The 19909-nt window shown below is 37.6% G+C and carries 15 protein-coding genes and 1 riboswitch; of the genes, 1 reads left to right on the top strand and 14 read right to left on the bottom strand.

Features of this window, described 5'->3' with window-relative positions; all coding sequences use genetic code 11:
- Nucleotides 1–60: 60 nt before the first annotated feature.
- From ACLRYO_RS02205 to ribD, 9 genes are all read right to left on the bottom strand, one after another.
- Nucleotides 61–1350 carry an amidohydrolase gene (locus ACLRYO_RS02205; protein WP_120054796.1) on the bottom strand — a complete coding sequence of 430 codons (1290 nt, stop codon included), beginning with the start codon at nucleotides 1348–1350 and terminating at the stop codon, nucleotides 61–63.
- 118 nt (nucleotides 1351–1468) lie between these two features.
- Complete coding sequence (locus ACLRYO_RS02200; RefSeq protein WP_004695862.1) at nucleotides 1469–2713, bottom strand: adenosylhomocysteinase; 1245 nt, start codon at nucleotides 2711–2713, stop codon at nucleotides 1469–1471.
- 175 nt (nucleotides 2714–2888) lie between these two features.
- Nucleotides 2889–3953, bottom strand: coding sequence for an S-methyl-5-thioribose-1-phosphate isomerase (gene mtnA / locus ACLRYO_RS02195; protein WP_120054797.1), 1065 nt, complete (start codon nucleotides 3951–3953; stop codon nucleotides 2889–2891).
- A 42-nt stretch (nucleotides 3954–3995) separates the two neighbouring features.
- Nucleotides 3996–4790 carry an S-methyl-5'-thioadenosine phosphorylase gene (gene mtnP / locus ACLRYO_RS02190; RefSeq protein WP_120054798.1) on the bottom strand — a complete coding sequence of 265 codons (795 nt, stop codon included), beginning with the start codon at nucleotides 4788–4790 and terminating at the stop codon, nucleotides 3996–3998.
- Nucleotides 4791–4910: 120 nt separating this feature from the next.
- Nucleotides 4911–5789 carry an Hsp33 family molecular chaperone HslO gene (hslO, locus tag ACLRYO_RS02185; protein WP_120054799.1) on the bottom strand — a complete coding sequence of 293 codons (879 nt, stop codon included), beginning with the start codon at nucleotides 5787–5789 and terminating at the stop codon, nucleotides 4911–4913.
- A gap of 197 nt (nucleotides 5790–5986) precedes the next feature.
- Nucleotides 5987–6448, bottom strand: coding sequence for a 6,7-dimethyl-8-ribityllumazine synthase (gene ribE, locus ACLRYO_RS02180; RefSeq protein WP_004697404.1), 462 nt, complete (start codon nucleotides 6446–6448; stop codon nucleotides 5987–5989).
- A gap of 69 nt (nucleotides 6449–6517) precedes the next feature.
- Nucleotides 6518–7720, bottom strand: coding sequence for a bifunctional 3,4-dihydroxy-2-butanone-4-phosphate synthase/GTP cyclohydrolase II (locus tag ACLRYO_RS02175; RefSeq protein ID WP_004697328.1), 1203 nt, complete (start codon nucleotides 7718–7720; stop codon nucleotides 6518–6520).
- Between the two features lie 15 nt (nucleotides 7721–7735).
- Nucleotides 7736–8392: a riboflavin synthase gene (locus tag ACLRYO_RS02170; RefSeq protein WP_004696980.1), complete on the bottom strand. Its 657-nt coding sequence runs from the start codon at nucleotides 8390–8392 to the stop codon at nucleotides 7736–7738.
- Entirely contained in the window at nucleotides 8373–9587 is a 1215-nt protein-coding gene (gene ribD, locus ACLRYO_RS02165) for a bifunctional diaminohydroxyphosphoribosylaminopyrimidine deaminase/5-amino-6-(5-phosphoribosylamino)uracil reductase RibD (protein WP_004697371.1), read from the bottom strand. Before ribD ends, ACLRYO_RS02170 begins: the two co-directional genes overlap by 20 nt.
- Before the next feature lie 67 nt (nucleotides 9588–9654).
- Nucleotides 9655–9770: riboswitch (FMN riboswitch) on the bottom strand.
- Between the two features lie 293 nt (nucleotides 9771–10063).
- On the opposite strand from ribD, the gene poxB reads away from it, so the two are divergent.
- A complete protein-coding gene (poxB, locus tag ACLRYO_RS02160; RefSeq protein WP_008713952.1) occupies nucleotides 10064–11806 on the top strand; it encodes a ubiquinone-dependent pyruvate dehydrogenase in 1743 nt (580 codons plus the stop codon).
- 82 nt (nucleotides 11807–11888) lie between these two features.
- Here poxB and ACLRYO_RS02155 read toward each other — a convergent pair whose 3' ends face one another.
- The 5 genes from ACLRYO_RS02155 to ACLRYO_RS02135 all read right to left on the bottom strand — a co-directional run bounded on the left by ACLRYO_RS02155 (nucleotide 11889) and on the right by ACLRYO_RS02135 (nucleotide 19871).
- Nucleotides 11889–12206, bottom strand: a complete 318-nt coding sequence (locus tag ACLRYO_RS02155; protein ID WP_120054800.1) for a hypothetical protein — start codon at nucleotides 12204–12206, stop codon at nucleotides 11889–11891.
- 127 nt (nucleotides 12207–12333) lie between these two features.
- Nucleotides 12334–16125, bottom strand: coding sequence for a PolC-type DNA polymerase III (locus ACLRYO_RS02150; RefSeq protein WP_278618101.1), 3792 nt, complete (start codon nucleotides 16123–16125; stop codon nucleotides 12334–12336).
- A 2-nt stretch (nucleotides 16126–16127) separates the two neighbouring features.
- The gene (holA, locus tag ACLRYO_RS02145; RefSeq protein WP_120054802.1) at nucleotides 16128–17105 is read right to left on the bottom strand and encodes a DNA polymerase III subunit delta; all 978 of its coding nucleotides are present in this window, start codon (nucleotides 17103–17105) and stop codon (nucleotides 16128–16130) included.
- Nucleotides 17106–17116: 11 nt separating this feature from the next.
- Nucleotides 17117–19345, bottom strand: a complete 2229-nt coding sequence (locus tag ACLRYO_RS02140) for a ComEC/Rec2 family competence protein (RefSeq protein ID WP_120054803.1) — start codon at nucleotides 19343–19345, stop codon at nucleotides 17117–17119.
- The gene (locus ACLRYO_RS02135) at nucleotides 19302–19871 is read right to left on the bottom strand and encodes a helix-hairpin-helix domain-containing protein (RefSeq protein WP_120054804.1); all 570 of its coding nucleotides are present in this window, start codon (nucleotides 19869–19871) and stop codon (nucleotides 19302–19304) included. The genes ACLRYO_RS02140 and ACLRYO_RS02135 overlap by 44 nt, the downstream gene beginning before the upstream one ends.
- Between the last annotated feature and the right edge of the window lie 38 nt (nucleotides 19872–19909).

Genomic DNA, 19909 nt, shown 5'->3' with positions numbered 1-19909 from the left:
TATATAACACAAAACCCACTCTATGATTATCATGAGTGGGTTTTGTGTTTAGATTAACTGCTAATTACTAAAATATACCTGAGCTTTATCAATCTCTGCCCGTAGTTTTTCTTCATCAATTGTAAGCAGTTCTTTGTCTTTCATAAGAACCTTACCACCCACAATTGTAGTATTTACATCGGAGCTATTAGCAGAGTATACAAGAGCTGCTAAATCATTGTAACGAGGCATCCAGTGCATACCAGATACATCATATAGCACGATATCTGCACGATAGCCTTTATCTAATACACCAAGATCTGTATATCCCAATGCTTTTGCACCTTCTACAGTGCCCATGTTCCATGCGGCTTGAGCAGGAATAGCCTTTGGATCATAAAGACGTGCTTTATGTAATGTTGCTGCAAGACGTACTTCTTCAAGCATATCAGCATTATTATTAGAAGCGGAGCCATCTGTACCAAGACCAACCGTAATACCTTTGGCAATCATTTCAGGTACTGGTGCAATACCGCTAGCTAATTTTAAATTAGATTGTGGGTTATGAGCTACGGCTACATTATTTTCAGACATAATAGCCATATCTTCGTCTGTCACATGAACGCAGTGTGCGGCTAAGGTAGTATTCCAGAATAAACCTAAATCATGCATATGCGCAATTGGTGTCTTACCAGTAGCTTTCATAACAGTCTCCACTTCTCCTTTTGTTTCGGACAAGTGCATATGAATACCACAATTTAATTCATGAGATAAGGCAATCACCTTTTCCATATAATCATCAGGGCAAGTATATGGTGCATGTGGTCCAAGCAATACTTTGATGCGGTCATTATCAAAGCCGTTCCAAGTGCGGAATAAGTCAGCATTTTCAACTAATGCTTGATCTGCTGTTGGGGATACACCGGCTAAGCCACGAGATAATACAGATCGAATGCCAGTTTCTTTTACCACCTCAGCTGTAGTATTCATAAAGAAATACATGTCGCTAAAAGTTGTGGTACCAGTGCGTAGCATTTCAGCAATGCCAAGTTGTGTGCCGTAACGTACATAATCATCATTTAATTTTGCTTCTGTTGGCCAAATAGCCGTTTCAAGCCATTCCATAAGCTCAAGATCATCTGCATAGTTTCTAAATAGACCCATCGCAATATGAGTATGTGTATTTACAAGACCTGGCGTAGCCAATTGACCTTTACCGTCTAGTACTTCCTTAGCAGAGTCTTTTGCCTTTTCAGCTTCAATATCGTTTAAAATAGCTGTAATATAACCATTATTAATTTCAATGGCATGATTTTTAAGAACCCCCTCATCGGTGAGGACGTCTACATGAGTAATCAATAAATCAGACATAGTCTTCCCTCATAGGTATAACCGAGCCATGATAGCTCGGTTATATTTGTTTAATTTGAAAGCTAGTATAGTTTAGATACAAAATGTATTACAGAAACCATTATATTTCAATACAGTATTAGTTTACTTTTGTTAGGTAATCGATTTGTTCTTGTGTTAAAGAATCTAAATCATACCCCATCGAGTTCAACTTAAGTTTGGCGATTTCCACATCTAATTCATGAGGCAATACGTATACTTTTGGATCCATTTCTTTACCGTTTTTCAAGATATACTCTGCAGCAAGGGCTTGCATAGCAAAGGACAAGTCCATAATTTCTGCAGGGTGACCATCGCCAGCTGCAAGGTTTACTAGACGGCCTTCAGCCAATACATAGAGTTTACGACCATCAGACATAGTATAGCCTTCGATGTTTTGGCGAACCCGTTCGTGGCTTACAGCAAGTTCAGTAAGATCAGAAACGTTCACTTCGCAATCAAAGTGACCAGCATTACACAAGATAGCTTTATCTTTCATCACTTCGTAATGTTCTTTTACGATAACATCTTTACAACCTGTTACAGTACAGAAGATATCGCCCACTTTAGCAGCTTCAATCATAGGCAATACTTTAAAGCCATCAAATACAGCCTCAACTGCTTTAATTGGATCTACTTCAGTTACATATACGTGGGCACCAAGGCCTTTTGCTCGCATAGCAACGCCTTTACCGCACCAACCGTAACCAGCAACGACAACGTTTTTACCTGTTACAGTCAAGTTTGTAGTACGCATGATGCCGTCCCAAACGGACTGACCTGTACCATAGCGATTATCAAAAAGATATTTACAGTAAGAGTCGTTTACTGCAATCATAGGGAATGTTAATTGTTTAGCATTCTCTAATGCATATAAACGATGTACACCTGTTGTAGTTTCTTCACTCCCCCCTAACAAACGTTCTTTTGCATCTTGACGTGTAGTATGCAATAGATTTACTAAATCACCACCATCATCGATGATAATATGTGGTTTGTGATCAAGTGCTTTATGGAGGAAGTTAAAATATTCTTCATCAGTACAATCGTACCAAGCATATACAGTAATGCCCATATCTACAAGACCTGCAGCTACATCGTCTTGTGTAGACAACGGATTGGAGCCCGTTACAATTACATCTGCACCACCGCGTTTTAAAACAGTCGCGAGGTATGCTGTTTTTGCTTCCAAGTGGACACTAACAACAATTGTTTGGCCTTTGAAAGTTTGTTCTGCTTCAAAACGGTCACCTAATGTGTTTAATGTAGGCATAAAGTTAGAAACCCAATCAATTTTTTTGCGACCTTCTGTTGCTAAATTTATGTCTCTAATTAAAGATTGCATAATATCTCCTTTTACTCATACAAGTAGATACAATAAAATAAATAGTTGATAGTAAATCTACTTAGATTTATTGATACTATATAATTTTGTTAATATCATTGTAGATACTTAATTATATAGATAATATATTTCTTATATATAGAATGCTTAATAAGCTAATCATTAAGATAATAGACTATTTAGATTCTACAATCTGGCGTAGCTTATCGATTGACTCTTCATAATTTGGAGTCAATACTCCCTCTTCGGTGATAATCGCTGTTACAAGTTCATGAGGTGTTACATCAAATGCAGGATTAAGTACATCAATACCACTAGGGGCTGTTTGAACACCGTGTAAAGCAGTTACTTCATCCTCGTTGCGCATCTCAATAGGAATATCTCCACCATTTTCCAGACTAAAGTCAAATGTACTATAAGGAGCGGCTACATAAAACGGAATATTGTGGAATTTAGCTAGTACAGCCACACCATAGGTACCAATTTTATTGGCTACATCCCCTTTTGTAGTGATGCGGTCAGCACCGACGATAACGGCATCAATTAACCCATGTTGCATCGCATAGGCTGCCATATTATCTGTTTCAAGAGTAATAGGAATACCATCCTCGTGAAGTTCAAAGGCTGTAAGTCGAGCACCTTGTAATAATGGACGTGTTTCATCAGCATACACGCGTTCCAATTGTCCATTTTCATGTAATTTACGGACAACACCAAGAGCTGTACCTAAACCACCTGTAGCTAGTGCACCAGCATTACAATGAGTTAAGATGCGAATATTCTTTTTATCTTCAAATAATGTAGCCCCTGCTTCGGCCATACGTCTATTCAAAGACACATCTTCTTCGTGAATGATAATAGCCTCTTTTGTAATGAGGTCTACTACTTCACTCATTGAGGACATACTGTCAACATTAGTTTTCACAAGAGAAATGACACGATCTACAGCCCAAGCTAAATTGATTGCTGTAGGGCGAGTTTCTTTTAAGGTCTCACTAAACTCATATAAGCTTGTAAGTTGTTCACTAAATGGCGCCTCTAAACGTCCTGTTTCCATAGCAGCTAAAATGAGACCATAACTAGCAGCTACGCCAATAGCAGGTGCACCACGAACGCGAAGCATTTTAATAGCTTCGGCCACTTGGCGCCAATCTGTACAGTGAACGTATGTAATTTCAGTAGGCAATTTAGTTTGATCTAATAGTACCAGCGTATCTTTACGCCATTCAATATTAATCATAACTTCTCCTTCGATGAACTATTGTGTATCATTATGAGTTGATTATAGTTTAAAACCACCATATTCATGCATGCGATTGTGAGCGTCATAACGAGTATCTACATCGATTACATCAATAGCACCTAAGATAAGAGATTTAAGTTGAGCCGCCATGTCAGCCATCATTTCTACTACTTCACCATGTGTTAAAGCAGCTTCGGAGATACCTGCTGCATAGTTTGTAATCATAGAAATTGTAGAATACGCCATTTCAGCTTCATTTGCTAAATTAACTTCAGGTACATTAGTCATACCTACGGTATCGCCACCAAGCATATGGAACATTTTAATTTCCGCAGGAGTTTCAAAACGAGGACCTTCAGTACATACATAGGTACCACCATTGTGGATGGTAAGACCTTGTTCTGTGCCAACCTTTTGAAGAATATTACGTAATTCAGAGCAGTAAGGATTTGTTACGTCAAGATGTGCTACTGGACGGTCACCACCTTCATAGAATGTAGTGATGCGGTTCTTAGTGAAATCTAAGAATTGGTCAGTCAAAACAAAATGACCAGGTTTGAAGTTTTCATTCAAGGAACCTACCGCAGTTGTAGAGATAATAAATGTAACGCCTAATTTTTTTAGCCCCCAAATATTTGCACGATAATTAATTTTATGTGGAGGAATTGTGTGATCTTTGCCGTGACGAGCAACAAAGATTACTGTTTTTCCGTGGTATGTACCTTGTACATAATCTATTTCACCATATGGTGTTATTAAGGATTCTTCATGAATATTTTCAAAGATGGTTGGATCATAAACGCCAGTACCACCAATTACACCGATTGCACTCATTGTGACCTCCTATTATTAATAACTCTTATCTTTTATTTTCTCATAGAATACAAAAACAGGCTATAGGAAAAACCATATAGCCTGTAATTTTTATAAGGGTTATTTTATTTTTAATAATAATTATTGAACTGGACCTTTTGGCTCAAACATATCTTGTAGCTCTTCACGACTGAAATGATATTTTTCATTACAGTAATGACATACTAGTTCTGTCGTCTCGTCTTCAAGGATTGCTTTTTTATCATCTTCACGTAATGTCATAAGAACACTAGCAAAACGATCGCGACCGCAACGACATTGGAAATTAACAGGCTCATTATATACCTCATTAACAGTTAAGCCGTCTAATACGCGTTCCATAAGGCCTTTACCATCTGGATGAGCTTTCAAATATTCTGTTACAGGACCTAGTTCATTAATGTTTTTTTCTACTTGTGCTAATGCAGCATCTGTCGCATCTGGCAAGGCTTGTACGATAAAACCTCCAGCTACAACTGTATGGTAATCAGGATCTACCAATACGCCAAGGCTGATTGTAGAAGGTACTTGCTCAGAAGCATACAAATAGTAAGCCAAATCCTCTGCTACTTCACCGCTTTGAATCGGGCTTGTAGAAGTATAGTCTTGCGCCAATTGTGTAAATCGCGTAACTTGTACTTCCCCATTATGACCTACTGCGGCACCAACGTCGAGTTTACCAGCATGTTTTAATGGTACATCTACATGAGGTTCATCTACATACCCACGAACCGTATTATCTGAAAATGCATCTACGTGCACCACACCTAGTGGACCATCACCCTTAATGCGTAAACTTACGTTTTCATGGTTTTTGAAATCACCAGCTAATAAGATAGCCCCCGTCATAGCACGACCTAAAGCAGCTGTTGCTACAGGCCATAAATCATGACGTACACGAGCTGTTTCAACTGTATCGGTTGTTACAGCTAAAGACATACGAACCCCTTCTCGGGTTGTAAAACGTTTTATATAATCCATTCTATCATTCCTTATTTCTACTGATTTTATTAAGGTATTACTTTTATATTGCTTATATAGTATATCATGTCAAATATTTAACTTTCAATAATAGAGAATATATGTTCGTCTGGTCTTATTTAAATTTAAAAGAACATATTTTCGATGATATAAAAACACCCAGTACCATAAGATACTGAGTGTTATATATACAATTCTTAGATTTGATCGATAAGGTTAACCATTTCGATTGCACCCATCGCACAATCATAACCTTTATTACCCGCTTTTGTACCTGCGCGTTCGATAGCTTGCTCAATGTTTTCAGTAGTTACTACACCAAACATAACAGGAATACCAGTTTCCAAAGATACATGTGCGATACCTTTGGCTACTTCGTTGCATACATAATCATAATGAGTAGTGGCCCCACGAATAACAGCACCTACACAAATAACTGCATCATAACGACCAGATAAAGCTGCTTTCTTAGCAATCAAAGGAATCTCATAAGCACCTGGAACCCAAATTACTGTAATATCCTCTTGTTTAACATCGTGACGAAGTAAACAATCTTCAGCGCCTCCGATTAATTTAGATGTAATGAACTCGTTGAAACGAGAACCGATAATAGCAAATTTCTTACCAGTACCTAATAAGTTACCTTCTTGAACCATCATTATATTGACCTCCTTTATTCCATCTAAGGAAATATATATGTAACGACCGAGTTATATGGTGAAAGTTAATTAGTCTTCTAACATATGACCCATTTTCTCTTCTTTTGTTTTTAAATAGCCTGCATTAAATTTATTTGCAGCAATGATGAGTGGTACACGGCTAGTTACATTGATTCCCCAATGTTCTAAGCCATGACGCTTTTCGGGATTGTTAGTTAATAAGCGGATGCTTTTAATACCCAAGAAACGGATAATTTGAGCCGCTAAGGAGTATTCACGCATATCTGCAGGGAAGCCTAATTGTTCATTTGCTTCTACTGTATCAAGGCCCTGTTCTTGTAATGCATAGGCTTTAATTTTATTGGTCAAACCAATGCCACGGCCCTCTTGTCGCATATATACAACAACGCCTTTGCCTTCTTTTTCAATAGCGCGCAACGCATTGTCTAATTGTTCGCCACAATCACAGCGCTTAGAACCAAATACATCGCCTGTTAAACATTCAGAATGAATACGTACAAGCACATCGCTACAATCTTGAACATTGCCCTTTACGATAGCTAAATGCTCTTTATGATCTAATTCATTTTTAAATACAAAGATATTAAAATCACCAAATTTAGTAGGCAACTTAGAACAAGCACCAAGCTCAACCATATCTTCATGTTGTTTACGATATTCTATAAGTTCTGCTACAGAAGCAATTTTCAAGTCATGTTCTTTAGCAAATTCCATAAGATCCGGTAAACGTGCCATATCGCCATCATCTTTTGTGATTTCACAAATAACGGCAGCCTCTTGTAACCCGGCTAAACGACAAAGATCAATAGATGCTTCTGTATGACCTTGTCGTACCAATACGCCTCCCTCTTTATAGACAAGTGGGAACACATGACCTGGACGGCGAAAATCTTGAGGTTTTGCAGATGGATCTAATAATTTTTGGATTGTATAGGCACGCTCTGCTGGAGATACACCGGTTGTAGTATCTACATGGTCAACAGTAACAGTGAAAGCAGTTTCATGGTTATCAGTATTTTTAGTAACCATTGCAGGAATGCCAAACTTTTCTAACGCTTCGCGGCGCATAGGCGTACATACGATACCGCGAGCGTATTTAACCATGAAGTTAATGTTTTCTTGCGTCGCAAACTCTGCAGCAATGATAAGATCACCTTCGTTTTCACGGCTTTCATCATCAACGATAATAACAGGTTTACCAGTTTTAAGGTCTTGTAAGACTTCATTAATAGAATGTAATTGTTCGCTCATAGGAACGCTCCTTACTTATATAAATCCATTCTCTACTAAGAGGGATTGCATAGATTTTTTAGGCTTTTCTTCGGTAGGTTCACTACCAAGATTCATAAAATGACGAATATATCGTCCAGCAATATCCGTTTCTAAATTGACCTCTGTTCCAATATGAGTAAAACCTAAAATAGTTTCACTCAAAGTGTGAGGAATGATAGAGACGGAAAAACTACTTTCTGTTCGTCGCATAATTGTGAGGCTAATTCCATCGATGGTAATGGAGCCCTTATAGATAACATAATCCATAACGGATTTTGGAGTTTCGATAGTAAAGATAATGGCATTATCGGTTTGTTCACGATTAATAATACGACCTGTACCATCTACATGGCCTGCCACAATGTGACCACCAAATCTACCATTAGCAAGCATAGCTCGCTCTAAGTTGACTGGTTGATGGACTTTCAAATTAGTAAACGTAGTCATCTTAATGGATTCTGGCATCACATCCGCTGTAAATATACTATTGCCAATCGTTGTGGCCGTCAAGCACACCCCATTAACAGCTACGGAATCACCAACTTTTAAATCGCTAAAAATTTTTTCTCCTCGAATTGTTATGGTTAAGGATTTAGGGCCCTTTTTAATGTTCTCGACGCGGCCAATTTCTTCAACGATTCCCGTGAACATAAGCGCCCCTCCTTCCTTGACGATACGCTTCAATGCGAATGTTATTATCTAATACTTTAATCTTGGTGAAAGTTAGTTGTGGCGAAGCCTTTAAACTTTCAAAACCTCGACCTCCTACAGCTGGTGTTGCATCGTTACCACCAATAATGGTATTTCCAATATATGTTACGACCTTATCAAAGTTCTTCGTTTCCACAAAGGAACTGATAATTGCAGATCCACCTTCAACAAGAATAGATGTGTAACCTAGTTCACCTAGTTTTGTAAGAATATCATCGATAGATAATTTCTTAATATCAATCACAATGTCTGTGCTCTTGCTTTTACGAGTAGAAATAGATTCTACTACGGTTACTTGAGCACCAACTTGTTCTAATACTTGTATCCGATCCTTAGGACAACCTTTAGATACGAATATATGAATCTTGCGATTATTTATTTCAAAGACGCGACTAGTAGTAGGTGTTCTACCAAGACTATCCAAGATAATTACATCTGGTTGATGAATCGTAATCGGTTCATCAAGTATGCTTTTATCTAATAACGCATCTGATAATTCACTATCCGTTAAACGACAATTTAACTGTGGATTATCTGCCAAAATTGTACCAATTCCAACGAGCATGGCATCATGCGTGGCACGCAACACATGTCCATCGCGACGAGAGGACTCATTTGTAATCCATTGAGATTGTCCAGTAGATGTAGCAATTTTCCCATCTAATGACATAGCACTTTTTATAGTGACAAAAGGCTTACCTGTCTGTATATAGGTAAAGAAATGCTCATTTAGTTCAGCACATTCATCACTACATACGGGGCAAACAACCTTAATACCTGCTTCACGAAGTAACTCCATTCCCTTTCCAGAAACTAGTGGATTTGGATCTGTACTACCTACTATTACTTTAGCTATGCCAGCCTCAATGATACGAAGCGCACAAGGTGGTGTTTTTCCATAATGAGAACATGGCTCTAATGTTACGTATAAAGTAGCACCTTTGGCATTATCACCTGCTTGATTTAGTGCATGCACCTCAGCATGAGCTGTACCAGCTTTATGGTGATAACCTTCACCGATTATTGTATTATCTTTTACCACAACAGCACCAACCAAAGGATTTGGTGAGGTGTGACCTGTGGCTAATTTTGCCAGTTCAATGGCGCGCTTCATATATACTACGTCATCCACCATATCACCTCAATAAAAAAAGGACTATTACATAGTCCTTGGGTCATCATAAATGCGCACAACAAATGTGCCTCGTCTTTTCTCATCCAGACTCTACTGTCGGTATCGGAATTGCACCGATTCATACCAAAAAGGTTCGCGGACTTTACCGCCGGTAAGGAATTTCACCTATCCCCAAAGACTTATCTATTTTGTTTATGAATTAATAGTAACACTTTTATTAATGTTATGCAAGAATAATAGTTTTGTATTGAGAAAGAATATTAAATAATTTGATTAAAATATAATTTTTAGAACACAAATACTAGAATAATATAAATAATAATATATATTTACTTTTAATATAAACATATATAAACTATGTATACAGTAAATAGTAACTTTTATCACATAATTACAAGTTAAACAAGTCTAATATAGTATATATGGTTTGAATAACCATATTTTAATGATAGTAATTATTAAATATAGGTGATAATATGGCAAAAAAACGAATTTCTGATGTACTTATAGAAGTCTTAGCCAATGCGGGCATCGAACGCATTTACGGTATCACTGGAGATAGTCTAAACTCTGTAAATGATAGTTTACGCCGCAATGGTAAAATTGCTTTTGAACATGTACGACATGAAGAAACAGCAGCCTTTGCTGCCGGTGCAGAAGCATCCCTAACTCATAAACTAACTGTATGTGCTGGTAGCTCTGGTCCTGGCAACTTACACTTAATTAATGGTCTCTTCGACTGTCATCGCAATCGTGTTCCAGTATTGGCCATTGCTTCTCACATTCCTCAATCTGAAGTAGGTTTGAACTATTTCCAAGAAACACATCCAGAAAATCTATTCAAAGAATGTTCTTGTTTCTGCGAACTTGTATCCAATCCTAAGCAAATGCCGGAATTTCTATTCCGTGCTATGAACGCTGCTGTTGGTAACCAAGATGTTGCTGTTATCGTTCTTCCTGGGGACGTTGCAGTTATGGAAATGGAAATTGATGAATTACCTGTGTGGAACCCACCTCGTTTACCTCATATTGTTCCACAACGAGAAGATATTGAAGAAATGGCGGCTCATTTAGAAACAGGCAAACGTATTACCCTATTCTGTGGTGCCGGTTGTGAAGGTGCTCATGATGAAGTGGTAGAATTAGCAAAACGCTTGCAAGCACCAGTTGTACACGCTTTCAGAGGTAAAGAATGGGTTGAATGGGAAAATCCATATGATGTAGGTATGACTGGCCTATTAGGCTATACATCTGGCTACCGTGCTATTGAACAATGTGATACTTTGGTAATGCTTGGTACAGACTTCCCTTACCGTCCATTCTATCCAGAAAATGCGAAAGTAATACAAGTAGATAGAGATCCTAGCGCTTTAGGTCGTCGCGTACCTCTTACACAAGGTATCATTGGTACTGTAAAAGATACGTTAAAAGAATTATTACCTCTTGTAGGCCAACGTGGTGATACTGAATTTATTGATACTGTACGTAAAGCATATACAAAATTTAGAGCTGACTTAGATAGTTATGCCGTAGCTGAACCAGATGGTGTAGCAATTCACCCTCAATACTTCGTAAATCGCCTCAATAAACTAGCAGCAGAAGACGCAATTTTTACCTTTGACGTAGGTACTCCAGTTATTTGGACTGCTCGTCACTTAAAAACAAATGGTAAACGTCGCATCTTAGGTTCCTATAACCATGGGTCTATGGCGAATGCTATGATGCATGCTATTGGCGCTCAAAATGCATGTCCTAACCGTCAAGTCATCTCCCTCTCTGGTGATGGTGGCTTTACAATGATGATGGGCGAAATGTTAACATTAAAACAACTTAACTTACCAGTTAAAATCTTTGTATTCAATAACGAAGAACTTAGCTTTATCGCTATGGAAATGAAAGCTTCCGGCTATCTAGACTACGCTACAGACTTTGTAAATCCAGATTTCGGTAAACTTGCTGAAGCTGCTGGTATCAAAGGTGTGAGCATTCATAACTCTAGCGAAGTTGATGAAAAAATCATGGAAGCCCTTAACCATAATGGCCCAGTCATCGTTAACGTTCGCGTAGATAAACAAGAACTTGCTATGCCTCCTAAAATTGCATATCAACAAGCTAAGGGCTTCAGCAAATACTTGATCAATGCAATCCTTGATGGCCGTGGTACAGAGCTTAAAGAAATGGCCAAAACAAACTGGATGAAATATAAATCCCTATACTAATATTGCGAAATTTACAAAATCTGCCAAAATAAATAAACTGCAAAACTTTCAAAAAGAGGTGTCATCAAATGATGACACCTTTTTATCTATAATAATCGTCCTCGTAATCGTCTTTATACCGTATCGCATCAACCTCTGATGGAGATAATACATTCCTCTCTTCATCTACATATTCCCGGAATTCGTTAAAGTATACACCTGGAATATCTGATTCTTCTAATTCAGGAGTATCTTCTGGCTTAATATCCCAAAGTTTAATATCATCAGCTTGATTCGAAAGTCGATCAGTTATGTTAAAAGCATTACTATTTTCTTCTACTTTTGTATTTAGTTTAGGCACTTTAGAAACACTACTATTTGATGAATAGATTCCTAATAATTTTAATAAACTACCTATCATTTCCCAACACTCCCTTGCACCAATGATATATATTAATTATATTGTAGCAAACTACATAAAAATAAGCACTATATCAACATTTGGTATATAGTGCTTACTTTGTATTTAAGTTTTATCTTGTATTTTATTATGCTCCAAATAGTGACATTTGTTCGTCTTCAGGAAGTTCACCACAGCATTTGAGTTCTTTCATAAGATCAATGATGGTATTTGATACTTTACAACGGCGTTGTAAGTCTTTTAGAGATGTAAATGGACGTTCATTTCTTTCCTCGACGATAGCATCAGCTACTGTTTCACCAAGGGAATCAATAGCTAAGAATGGAGGTAATAGAGCACCATCCTTAATGCTAAAGCGTCTAGCTTCGGAGTGTTGAATGTCTACATTGATAAAACGATAGCCCCGTTGATACATTTCCATAGATACTTCCAAAGCACTCATAAGGTCCTTATCTTTAGGACTGGCAGCACGATCAAGAGCCTTGATACGGTTAAACTCGGTCAATTGTGTTTTGAGGTCCCCTGTCATGATCCGTAAATCGAAGGCTTTCGCACGAATGGAGAAGTAAGCTGCATAAAATGCCAATGGATGATATACCTTAAACCAAGCAATACGGAAAGCCATCATTACGTAAGCTACCGCATGGGCCCTTGGGAATAGATAGGAAATCTTTTTACAAGATTCAATAAACCATTCAGGAATATTATTTTCACGCATTTCTGCTTCAAATTCCGTCGTAGCTTGCCCTTGTTTATTTCGTTTTTCAATACCCTTACCTTTACGCACGTTTTCCATTACAAAGAAGCTATGCTTTCTATCCATGCCCCGATGAATCAAGAAGTTCATTACGTCGTCACGAGTTGAAATGGCTTCATTCAACTTACAAGTACCATTTTTAATGAGATCTTGCGCATTGTCGAGCCATACGTTTGTTCCATGTGAAAAGCCAGAAATACGAACTAAATCAGAGAATGTTTGCGGACGAGAGTCTTCAAGCATGCCCCGTACGAATTTCGTGCCACATTCTGGAACAGCCAAACTAGCTACTTGGTCACCTTGTAATTGTTCAGGTGTTAAGCCAATCCCTTCTGTAGAGGAGAACAAGCTCAATGTCTTTGGATCATCAAATGGTATTGTCTTGGCGTCGATACCTGTCAAATCCTCTAGCATACGAATAATGGTCGGATCATCATGGCCCAGAATATCTAGCTTAGTCATACGACCTTCAATGGAATGATAATCAAAGTGTGTCGTTAATACGCCACTTTCCTTTTTATTAGCTGGATGTTGAATTGGCGTAAAGTGATGCACATCCATATCTCGAGGACATACCATAATACCACCAGGATGTTGGCCTGTAGTATTCTTCACATTTGTAAAGCCCTTTGCTAAATGTTCAAAGAAACCATTACGAGCTTGAATATCTCTAATTTCGGCGTACTTTTTAACATAACCAAAAGCAGTTTTATCAGCTATAGTACCAATTGTACCTGCTTTAAACACATTATCACGGCCAAATAGTTCTTCTGTATATTTGTGAGCTTTTGCTTGGTAATCACCAGAGAAGTTAAGGTCAATATCTGGAACCTTATCACCTTCGAAACCAAGGAAAATAGCAAATGGAATATCATGACCATTTGTTTGTAAAGCATGACCGCATTCAGGACAGTCCTTACGAGGCAAGTCAAAGCCCCCTGCATATTCCCCCTTTTCAAAGAATTCTGAATATTTACAGTTAGGGCATACATAATGAGGCGGTAATGGGTTTACCTCTGTAATCTCAGACATGGTAGCGGCAAAGGATGACCCTACGGAACCACGGGAACCTACAAGGTACCCATCATCAAGAGATTTTTTTACCAGCTTATGAGCGATGTAATACAATACGCCGTAACCATTGGAAATAATACAATCCAATTCATAATCGAGACGTTCTTGTACGACACGAGGCAATGGATCACCGTAAATAGCCTTCGCATTTTTATAGCACATTTCTGTGAAAGCTTCGTCAGCACCTTCAATCTTAGGTGAATATGTACCATCAGGAACGGGCTTAATATCTTCAATGCTATCATTAATAGCACGTGTATTAGTAACGACTACTTCGTATGCTTTTTCTTCGCTTAAATAAGGGAAGGACGCAAGCATTTCATCTGTAGTACGTAAATGTAAATCTGGTTGTTCATCTGCATCTGGATAACCACATGCAGTTAACATGATTTCACGATAAATTTTTTCTTCTGGTGTCAGGTAGTGAACATCACAAGTAGCACATACAGGTTTATTTAAGGCTTCTCCTAATTCGATAACGGTCTTATTCATATCGATGAGGGCTTGCTCATCTGGCATGAGACCTTTACGAACCAAAAACGTATTGTTAGTATGTGGCTGAATTTCAAGATAATCGTAGAAGGATGCTACTTCCAAAAGCTCTTCTTTTGTAGCTCCACGAACGATGGATTGCATAAGCTCCCCTGCTTCACAGGCAGAACCGATGATAATACCTTCACGATGTTCTTCAATAACGGAACGAGGCAAACGCGGACGAACCTTGTAATGTTCAAGGTGAGAAATGGAAATCATTTTATATAAATTACGTAAACCTACCATATTTTTAGCTAACAAAATAATATGGTAACGTTTATCTTTTTCTTTTTTCTTTTTCTTATCTAGTACAGGCTCTTCATCTTTTGTTACCATTTCATCTTCGATGAGGTAACCTTCTACACCGTAGATAACCTTAACACCTAACTCCTTACCAAGAGCTTGCGCTTCTGGGAAAGCTTGTACTACGCCATGGTCCGTAATAGCCACTGCAGGATGGCCCCATTTTTTAATTGTTTTAAATAAATCCTTTACAGATACGAGGGCATCTTTATCACTCATCTTAGTATGTAAGTGAAGTTCCACACGAGAGTCCGGACGATTTTCAGTTCGTTCCACACTAGTAGTTTCTATTGCTTCAATACTGCGAACAGAAAGGATATAATCCTTGTCAAAACGATCATCGAAGCTGACACTACCTTGTACCCGAACCCGTTGTAAGCCTTTTAATTGTTTTAGTAATTCATCCCCTTCTTCAGGGCTGTTCGTAAACTTGATAAATTTAATGCTATTTGTATCATCTACAATGCTACCGTTAACGATACTTTTACCAGTCTTAGTATCACGTTTATCTAAACCTACAAAGACACCTTCAAAAATTACACTAGGTGTATCCAAGGTGCCCATGATTTTAGAGGTGACCCCTTCAATTTTAGGTCCTAAAATCATGCCTTCATCAGTAGGTGCATCCTTTGGTGCACGACGAGGATATTTACCATCCCCTTCACTTCCTTTAGCCGTAGATTTTGTATTTTTTTTAGGGCCAAAGCCTTTGCTTACTTTAGGTGTACTGCTCACAGATGCGATAGTATCACTACTGCTAGATTCGGCAGCCGTATGATTAGAACGAGACACAACAACTGGACTATTGTTGAAATAGCCTAATTCAATAGCTTCTACAAATGGGGCAAAATCATCTTCGTCTACATCATCATATTCATCTTGTTGGTCATAACCCGCAAAAGACTTGCCTCTAGGTTCTTGATTTTTAGCCTCTTCAGCTTCACGTTGTGCTTCAGCCGCTTCAATCCATTCACCAGCACCACAGCCACCGCCATAATAATAGGTATCTAATCCTTCACCCGTTTCAGTATCTATCTTCCAAGCAAAGCAACAAGCTGTATCTGTATTTGTTGGAATATCATCAAAAGAGATATTTTTTTCCTTATACCATGCAGACAACCTTTCACGTAGACTAAGCAATGTGGAAAATGCAGAGTCTGCTGCTTGAATCGTCACATGTTGGCTATGACAGTTCACATAGAAGGATGATTTCTTATTCTGTTTTGGTACAACACGATAACGTACTTTCATTTTTATCCCTTATACCCACAGTAGGTAATACATAAATCTCTAAATCGCCAAATATCGCCCTTGCTGCTACGGCTATCTAATATAATCTCATAAAGCCCTTTTAATAAAGCTCGTAGAGCCTTAATTGAAATTCTCGGACTCGCCTCGTAAGCTAGCTTAATCGGATATGGTTTAAATGACGAATCATGATCCTTACATAAGTTTTGTATGGCTTGAACAGACATACCCACTTGGCGACATTCGCTAACTAGCAACTGTAAACGTAATTGCCCCTCAATATAGCTCATAGCACGGTCTAATTCTTTATAGCCGAACATAAATGGAAATAGTTCAAGTAATGTATCGATATCTCTTTTTAATAGAGCCTCTTTAAAAGTAAAAATGTTTTTGGCTCCATAGTCACTACCGTTTTCTTCGAGAAATTCTTTGGTAATAACCTTTTCCCCAGTAATTTGTAAAAAATAACGGTCAAACTCAGTTCTCATAAAAGAAACAGGTACCTCTTGCCACAAATCAATGAGATGAGCCACATATTCCTGTGCATCAGGCGTCATTTTAAAGCCGTTAGACGTACAGTACTGACGTATCCACATCACGAGGTCTGCCCCTTCAAGACGCTTACATTGATGATTTGGTATTTTTTCTAAAATCTCTTTATTCTGCTTGATCCGTTTATCAATCATATCATGATAGATCAAAACGATAGGATTATCTCCATTATATTCCATGAGGAGTTCATACAATGGAACCCAAGCATCACTATTTTTGCCACTTTTACGAATGATGGGCAAATTAACTAAACAGAATACCTTTTGATCGCCAAAAAGTGAATCTTCACATAGTTTTTCGCTTATTTTTTGTGGGCCCGCCTCATCATCTAATACAGTCACTGGAAGGTCTGGATAGGCACTTAAAAATTTACGTTTTTCTTCTTCAATTAATTGTGGTTCGTCACCATAGATGAGTTGAATATGTGCCATATTCCCTCCTTTCACAGATAGATATCTTTAATAAAGCTGTATCCCATTATATACATATGTTCTGATGATGGATCCACATCGCGTAAAGCACCATGAGGACTACTGAACAAAACAGTACTACGCGGTGAAATACAATCAATTTCATTCATTACACTAAATCGACTCGTTATAAATAAAACATTAGCCTTATCATTTAATTTTAGATTTTTTTCTCTACTTTGTCCATTATATACGACTATTTGGTTCATACCATTTTTATATATTCCCCTTGCCGAACCGTTACTGTGAAAGTACTTGACTTTTACCATTTTAGGATTCATGCCATATGCCCTAATAGTTTGATTAATTAGTCTTTCATTAGGTATCGTTTTAATATAATCTGGTGCATCGATTAACAAATATGCCTGTTCATGGTTTGGTGCTATGCACAGCAGCACATTACACTGCTTCATAGGAATATAATGGATTACTGTATCCTTGTTATGCTGAGTCACATAGTATGAAGCACCAAAGTTTGCAACCATACATAATAAGGACATCACTACATATACAGTATACTTTTTCTTATGTGTCAAAAAGTACGTAAACAGACCTAGTAAAGTATAATATACATAAACACAATAAAGATGCATCATACCAAGCCAAAGTAAACTACCACTACGCCCTAAGACATGATTTAAATATAACGATATGCGTAATAGTGCATCTATCAAAGACCATAGAAACGATATAGACATTACATAGCTAATAACAGTGCTTATAAAGATTAAAATGATGGATATATCTAATATAGGTGCTACTATGCAAGCTGCTAACAAACTAGCAATACTAATATAGTGAAAGTAATACAGCTGTAGCGGCAAGATGAGCAACTGTGCTGACACACATAACACAAGGGGTGTTTTAATCCATTTTGGTAGCCATTGAATACGGTCGTATAATACCTTCCCCCATATAAGTAAACCATAGGTTGCACCAAAGGATAGTTGAAAGCTTACATCAAACAAAGAAAAAGGATCATATACAAGACATAGAATAGCGCATATACATAAAGCCTGTTTAGCTTGATATAATCGTCCTTTTACATAAGCCATGCACATGAGTATACTCATCATCGTTGCACGTATAACAGGTGCATCTCCACCAACGATACAGCAATATATACAAGCTACTAATATACCTAAAATTAAGCATGTGCGCTTCCGTAATTTAACGAGTCTTCCTAAACCGTAAATTAAGGCTAATAGCAGTGCAATATGTGAGCCAGAGATAGATAAAATGTGGATGAGACCCGTATAAGCAAAATCTTTCATTCGCTCTTCCCCTAGCTCACTATAATGACCACCCAAGCATAAGGCTTGTGCTAATACCTTTTGTGGACCATCTAGATTACTAGCAATATTTTTTTCAATAGATTCTCGTATTTGACCACATAAATATAAACTTTTTCCATATAGTTTTTCAGAAAATGTTTCTTTAAAGTGGAATGCTTGTAAATCTTTATTAGTAGCAGATCGATATACACCATCATAGATTCGACCTCTTGTATTAGAGCTCATATATCTACCTCTAAGATTAATGCGTCCTTCCTCTTCGATGAGAAATAAACTTTTTGGTGTACCTTCAATTATTGCTTGATCCCCTAGCCGTATTAAATACTTTGTAGTAGATACCTTTGAGTAAATCTGTAATCGACCCTGCGCCTTAATATAGTCGTTTTTAGCAGTATCTTTATAGGGATGTAATCCATGTAACTCTACATTATATTTGTAATATTCCTGTTTATCGATAGTTACTAATTCAGGATATGATACGACAGTGCCAAAATATTCTCCTTCTTGCTGTAAATAGAAAGATGTATAGCTGTTATAGTTAATAATTCGTAAGTCTGTTTGATAATAGGATAATCCCATTGCAGCAAAAACTAATATTAATAAATTGGCATATAAACGCCACCTACAATATGATTGCATTATTTTAATAACAGTTACACCAATAATAGCTAAGGCAATCGCAAAAATATAATGCATTTGACTAAGTACGGGATAATATTTACCATATCCTAATATAGTGCCAATTATTATAGATCCCAATATAGTATGTGCCCATTGGCTATAAGTTATAAATGGCTTTGTATTAACTAATACTTGAGTATTGAAGATTGATTCCTCAAACGCTCGTTCTGTATTCCTAAATTTAGATTGTAATTTTATCTTTAATCTTCTTAAATACGCCATCACCGATGCCCTTCACCCCCTTGATACCTTCAACGGATGTAAAGGGTCCTTTTTGTGAACGATACTCTTCAATTCTTTTTGCCATAGCGGGTCCTATGCCTGGTAATGCATCAAGCTCTTTTGCAGAAGCTGTATTGATATTAATTTTGTTACCGCGCAATAAAACCTCTGGATTACCGTGGAAGTTAAATACTATGTGGATATGATCTCCCGCATTAACCGACTTTGCCATATTGACTGATTCTACATCAGCATAAGGTAATAGCCCACCTGCTAACTGAACTACATCACCTACAGTAGCACTACTTTCAAACTCATATAAACCAGGTGAAACTACGGCGCCCGTAATATAAGCTATAGGTTTGTTGGATGTTTGTTCAACAGTTGATATAGAAGAATTTCCATCTATTGCTCCTTCAACTAAGACAGAATCGCTTTCATCTGTTATAATAGGCCATAGGAAATAAATTCCTACTAAAACACATAGGATTAATATAATTGTTATATATGGATTCAATTTTACTTTCATAGTGCACCTCCTACTGAAAGAATTCCCTATGAAAAAGT

It is taken from the genome of Veillonella parvula (genome assembly GCF_047241225.1).
Lineage (GTDB): Bacteria > Bacillota > Negativicutes > Veillonellales > Veillonellaceae > Veillonella > Veillonella parvula_O.
This window is presented reverse-complemented; position numbering and strand designations above follow the sequence as displayed.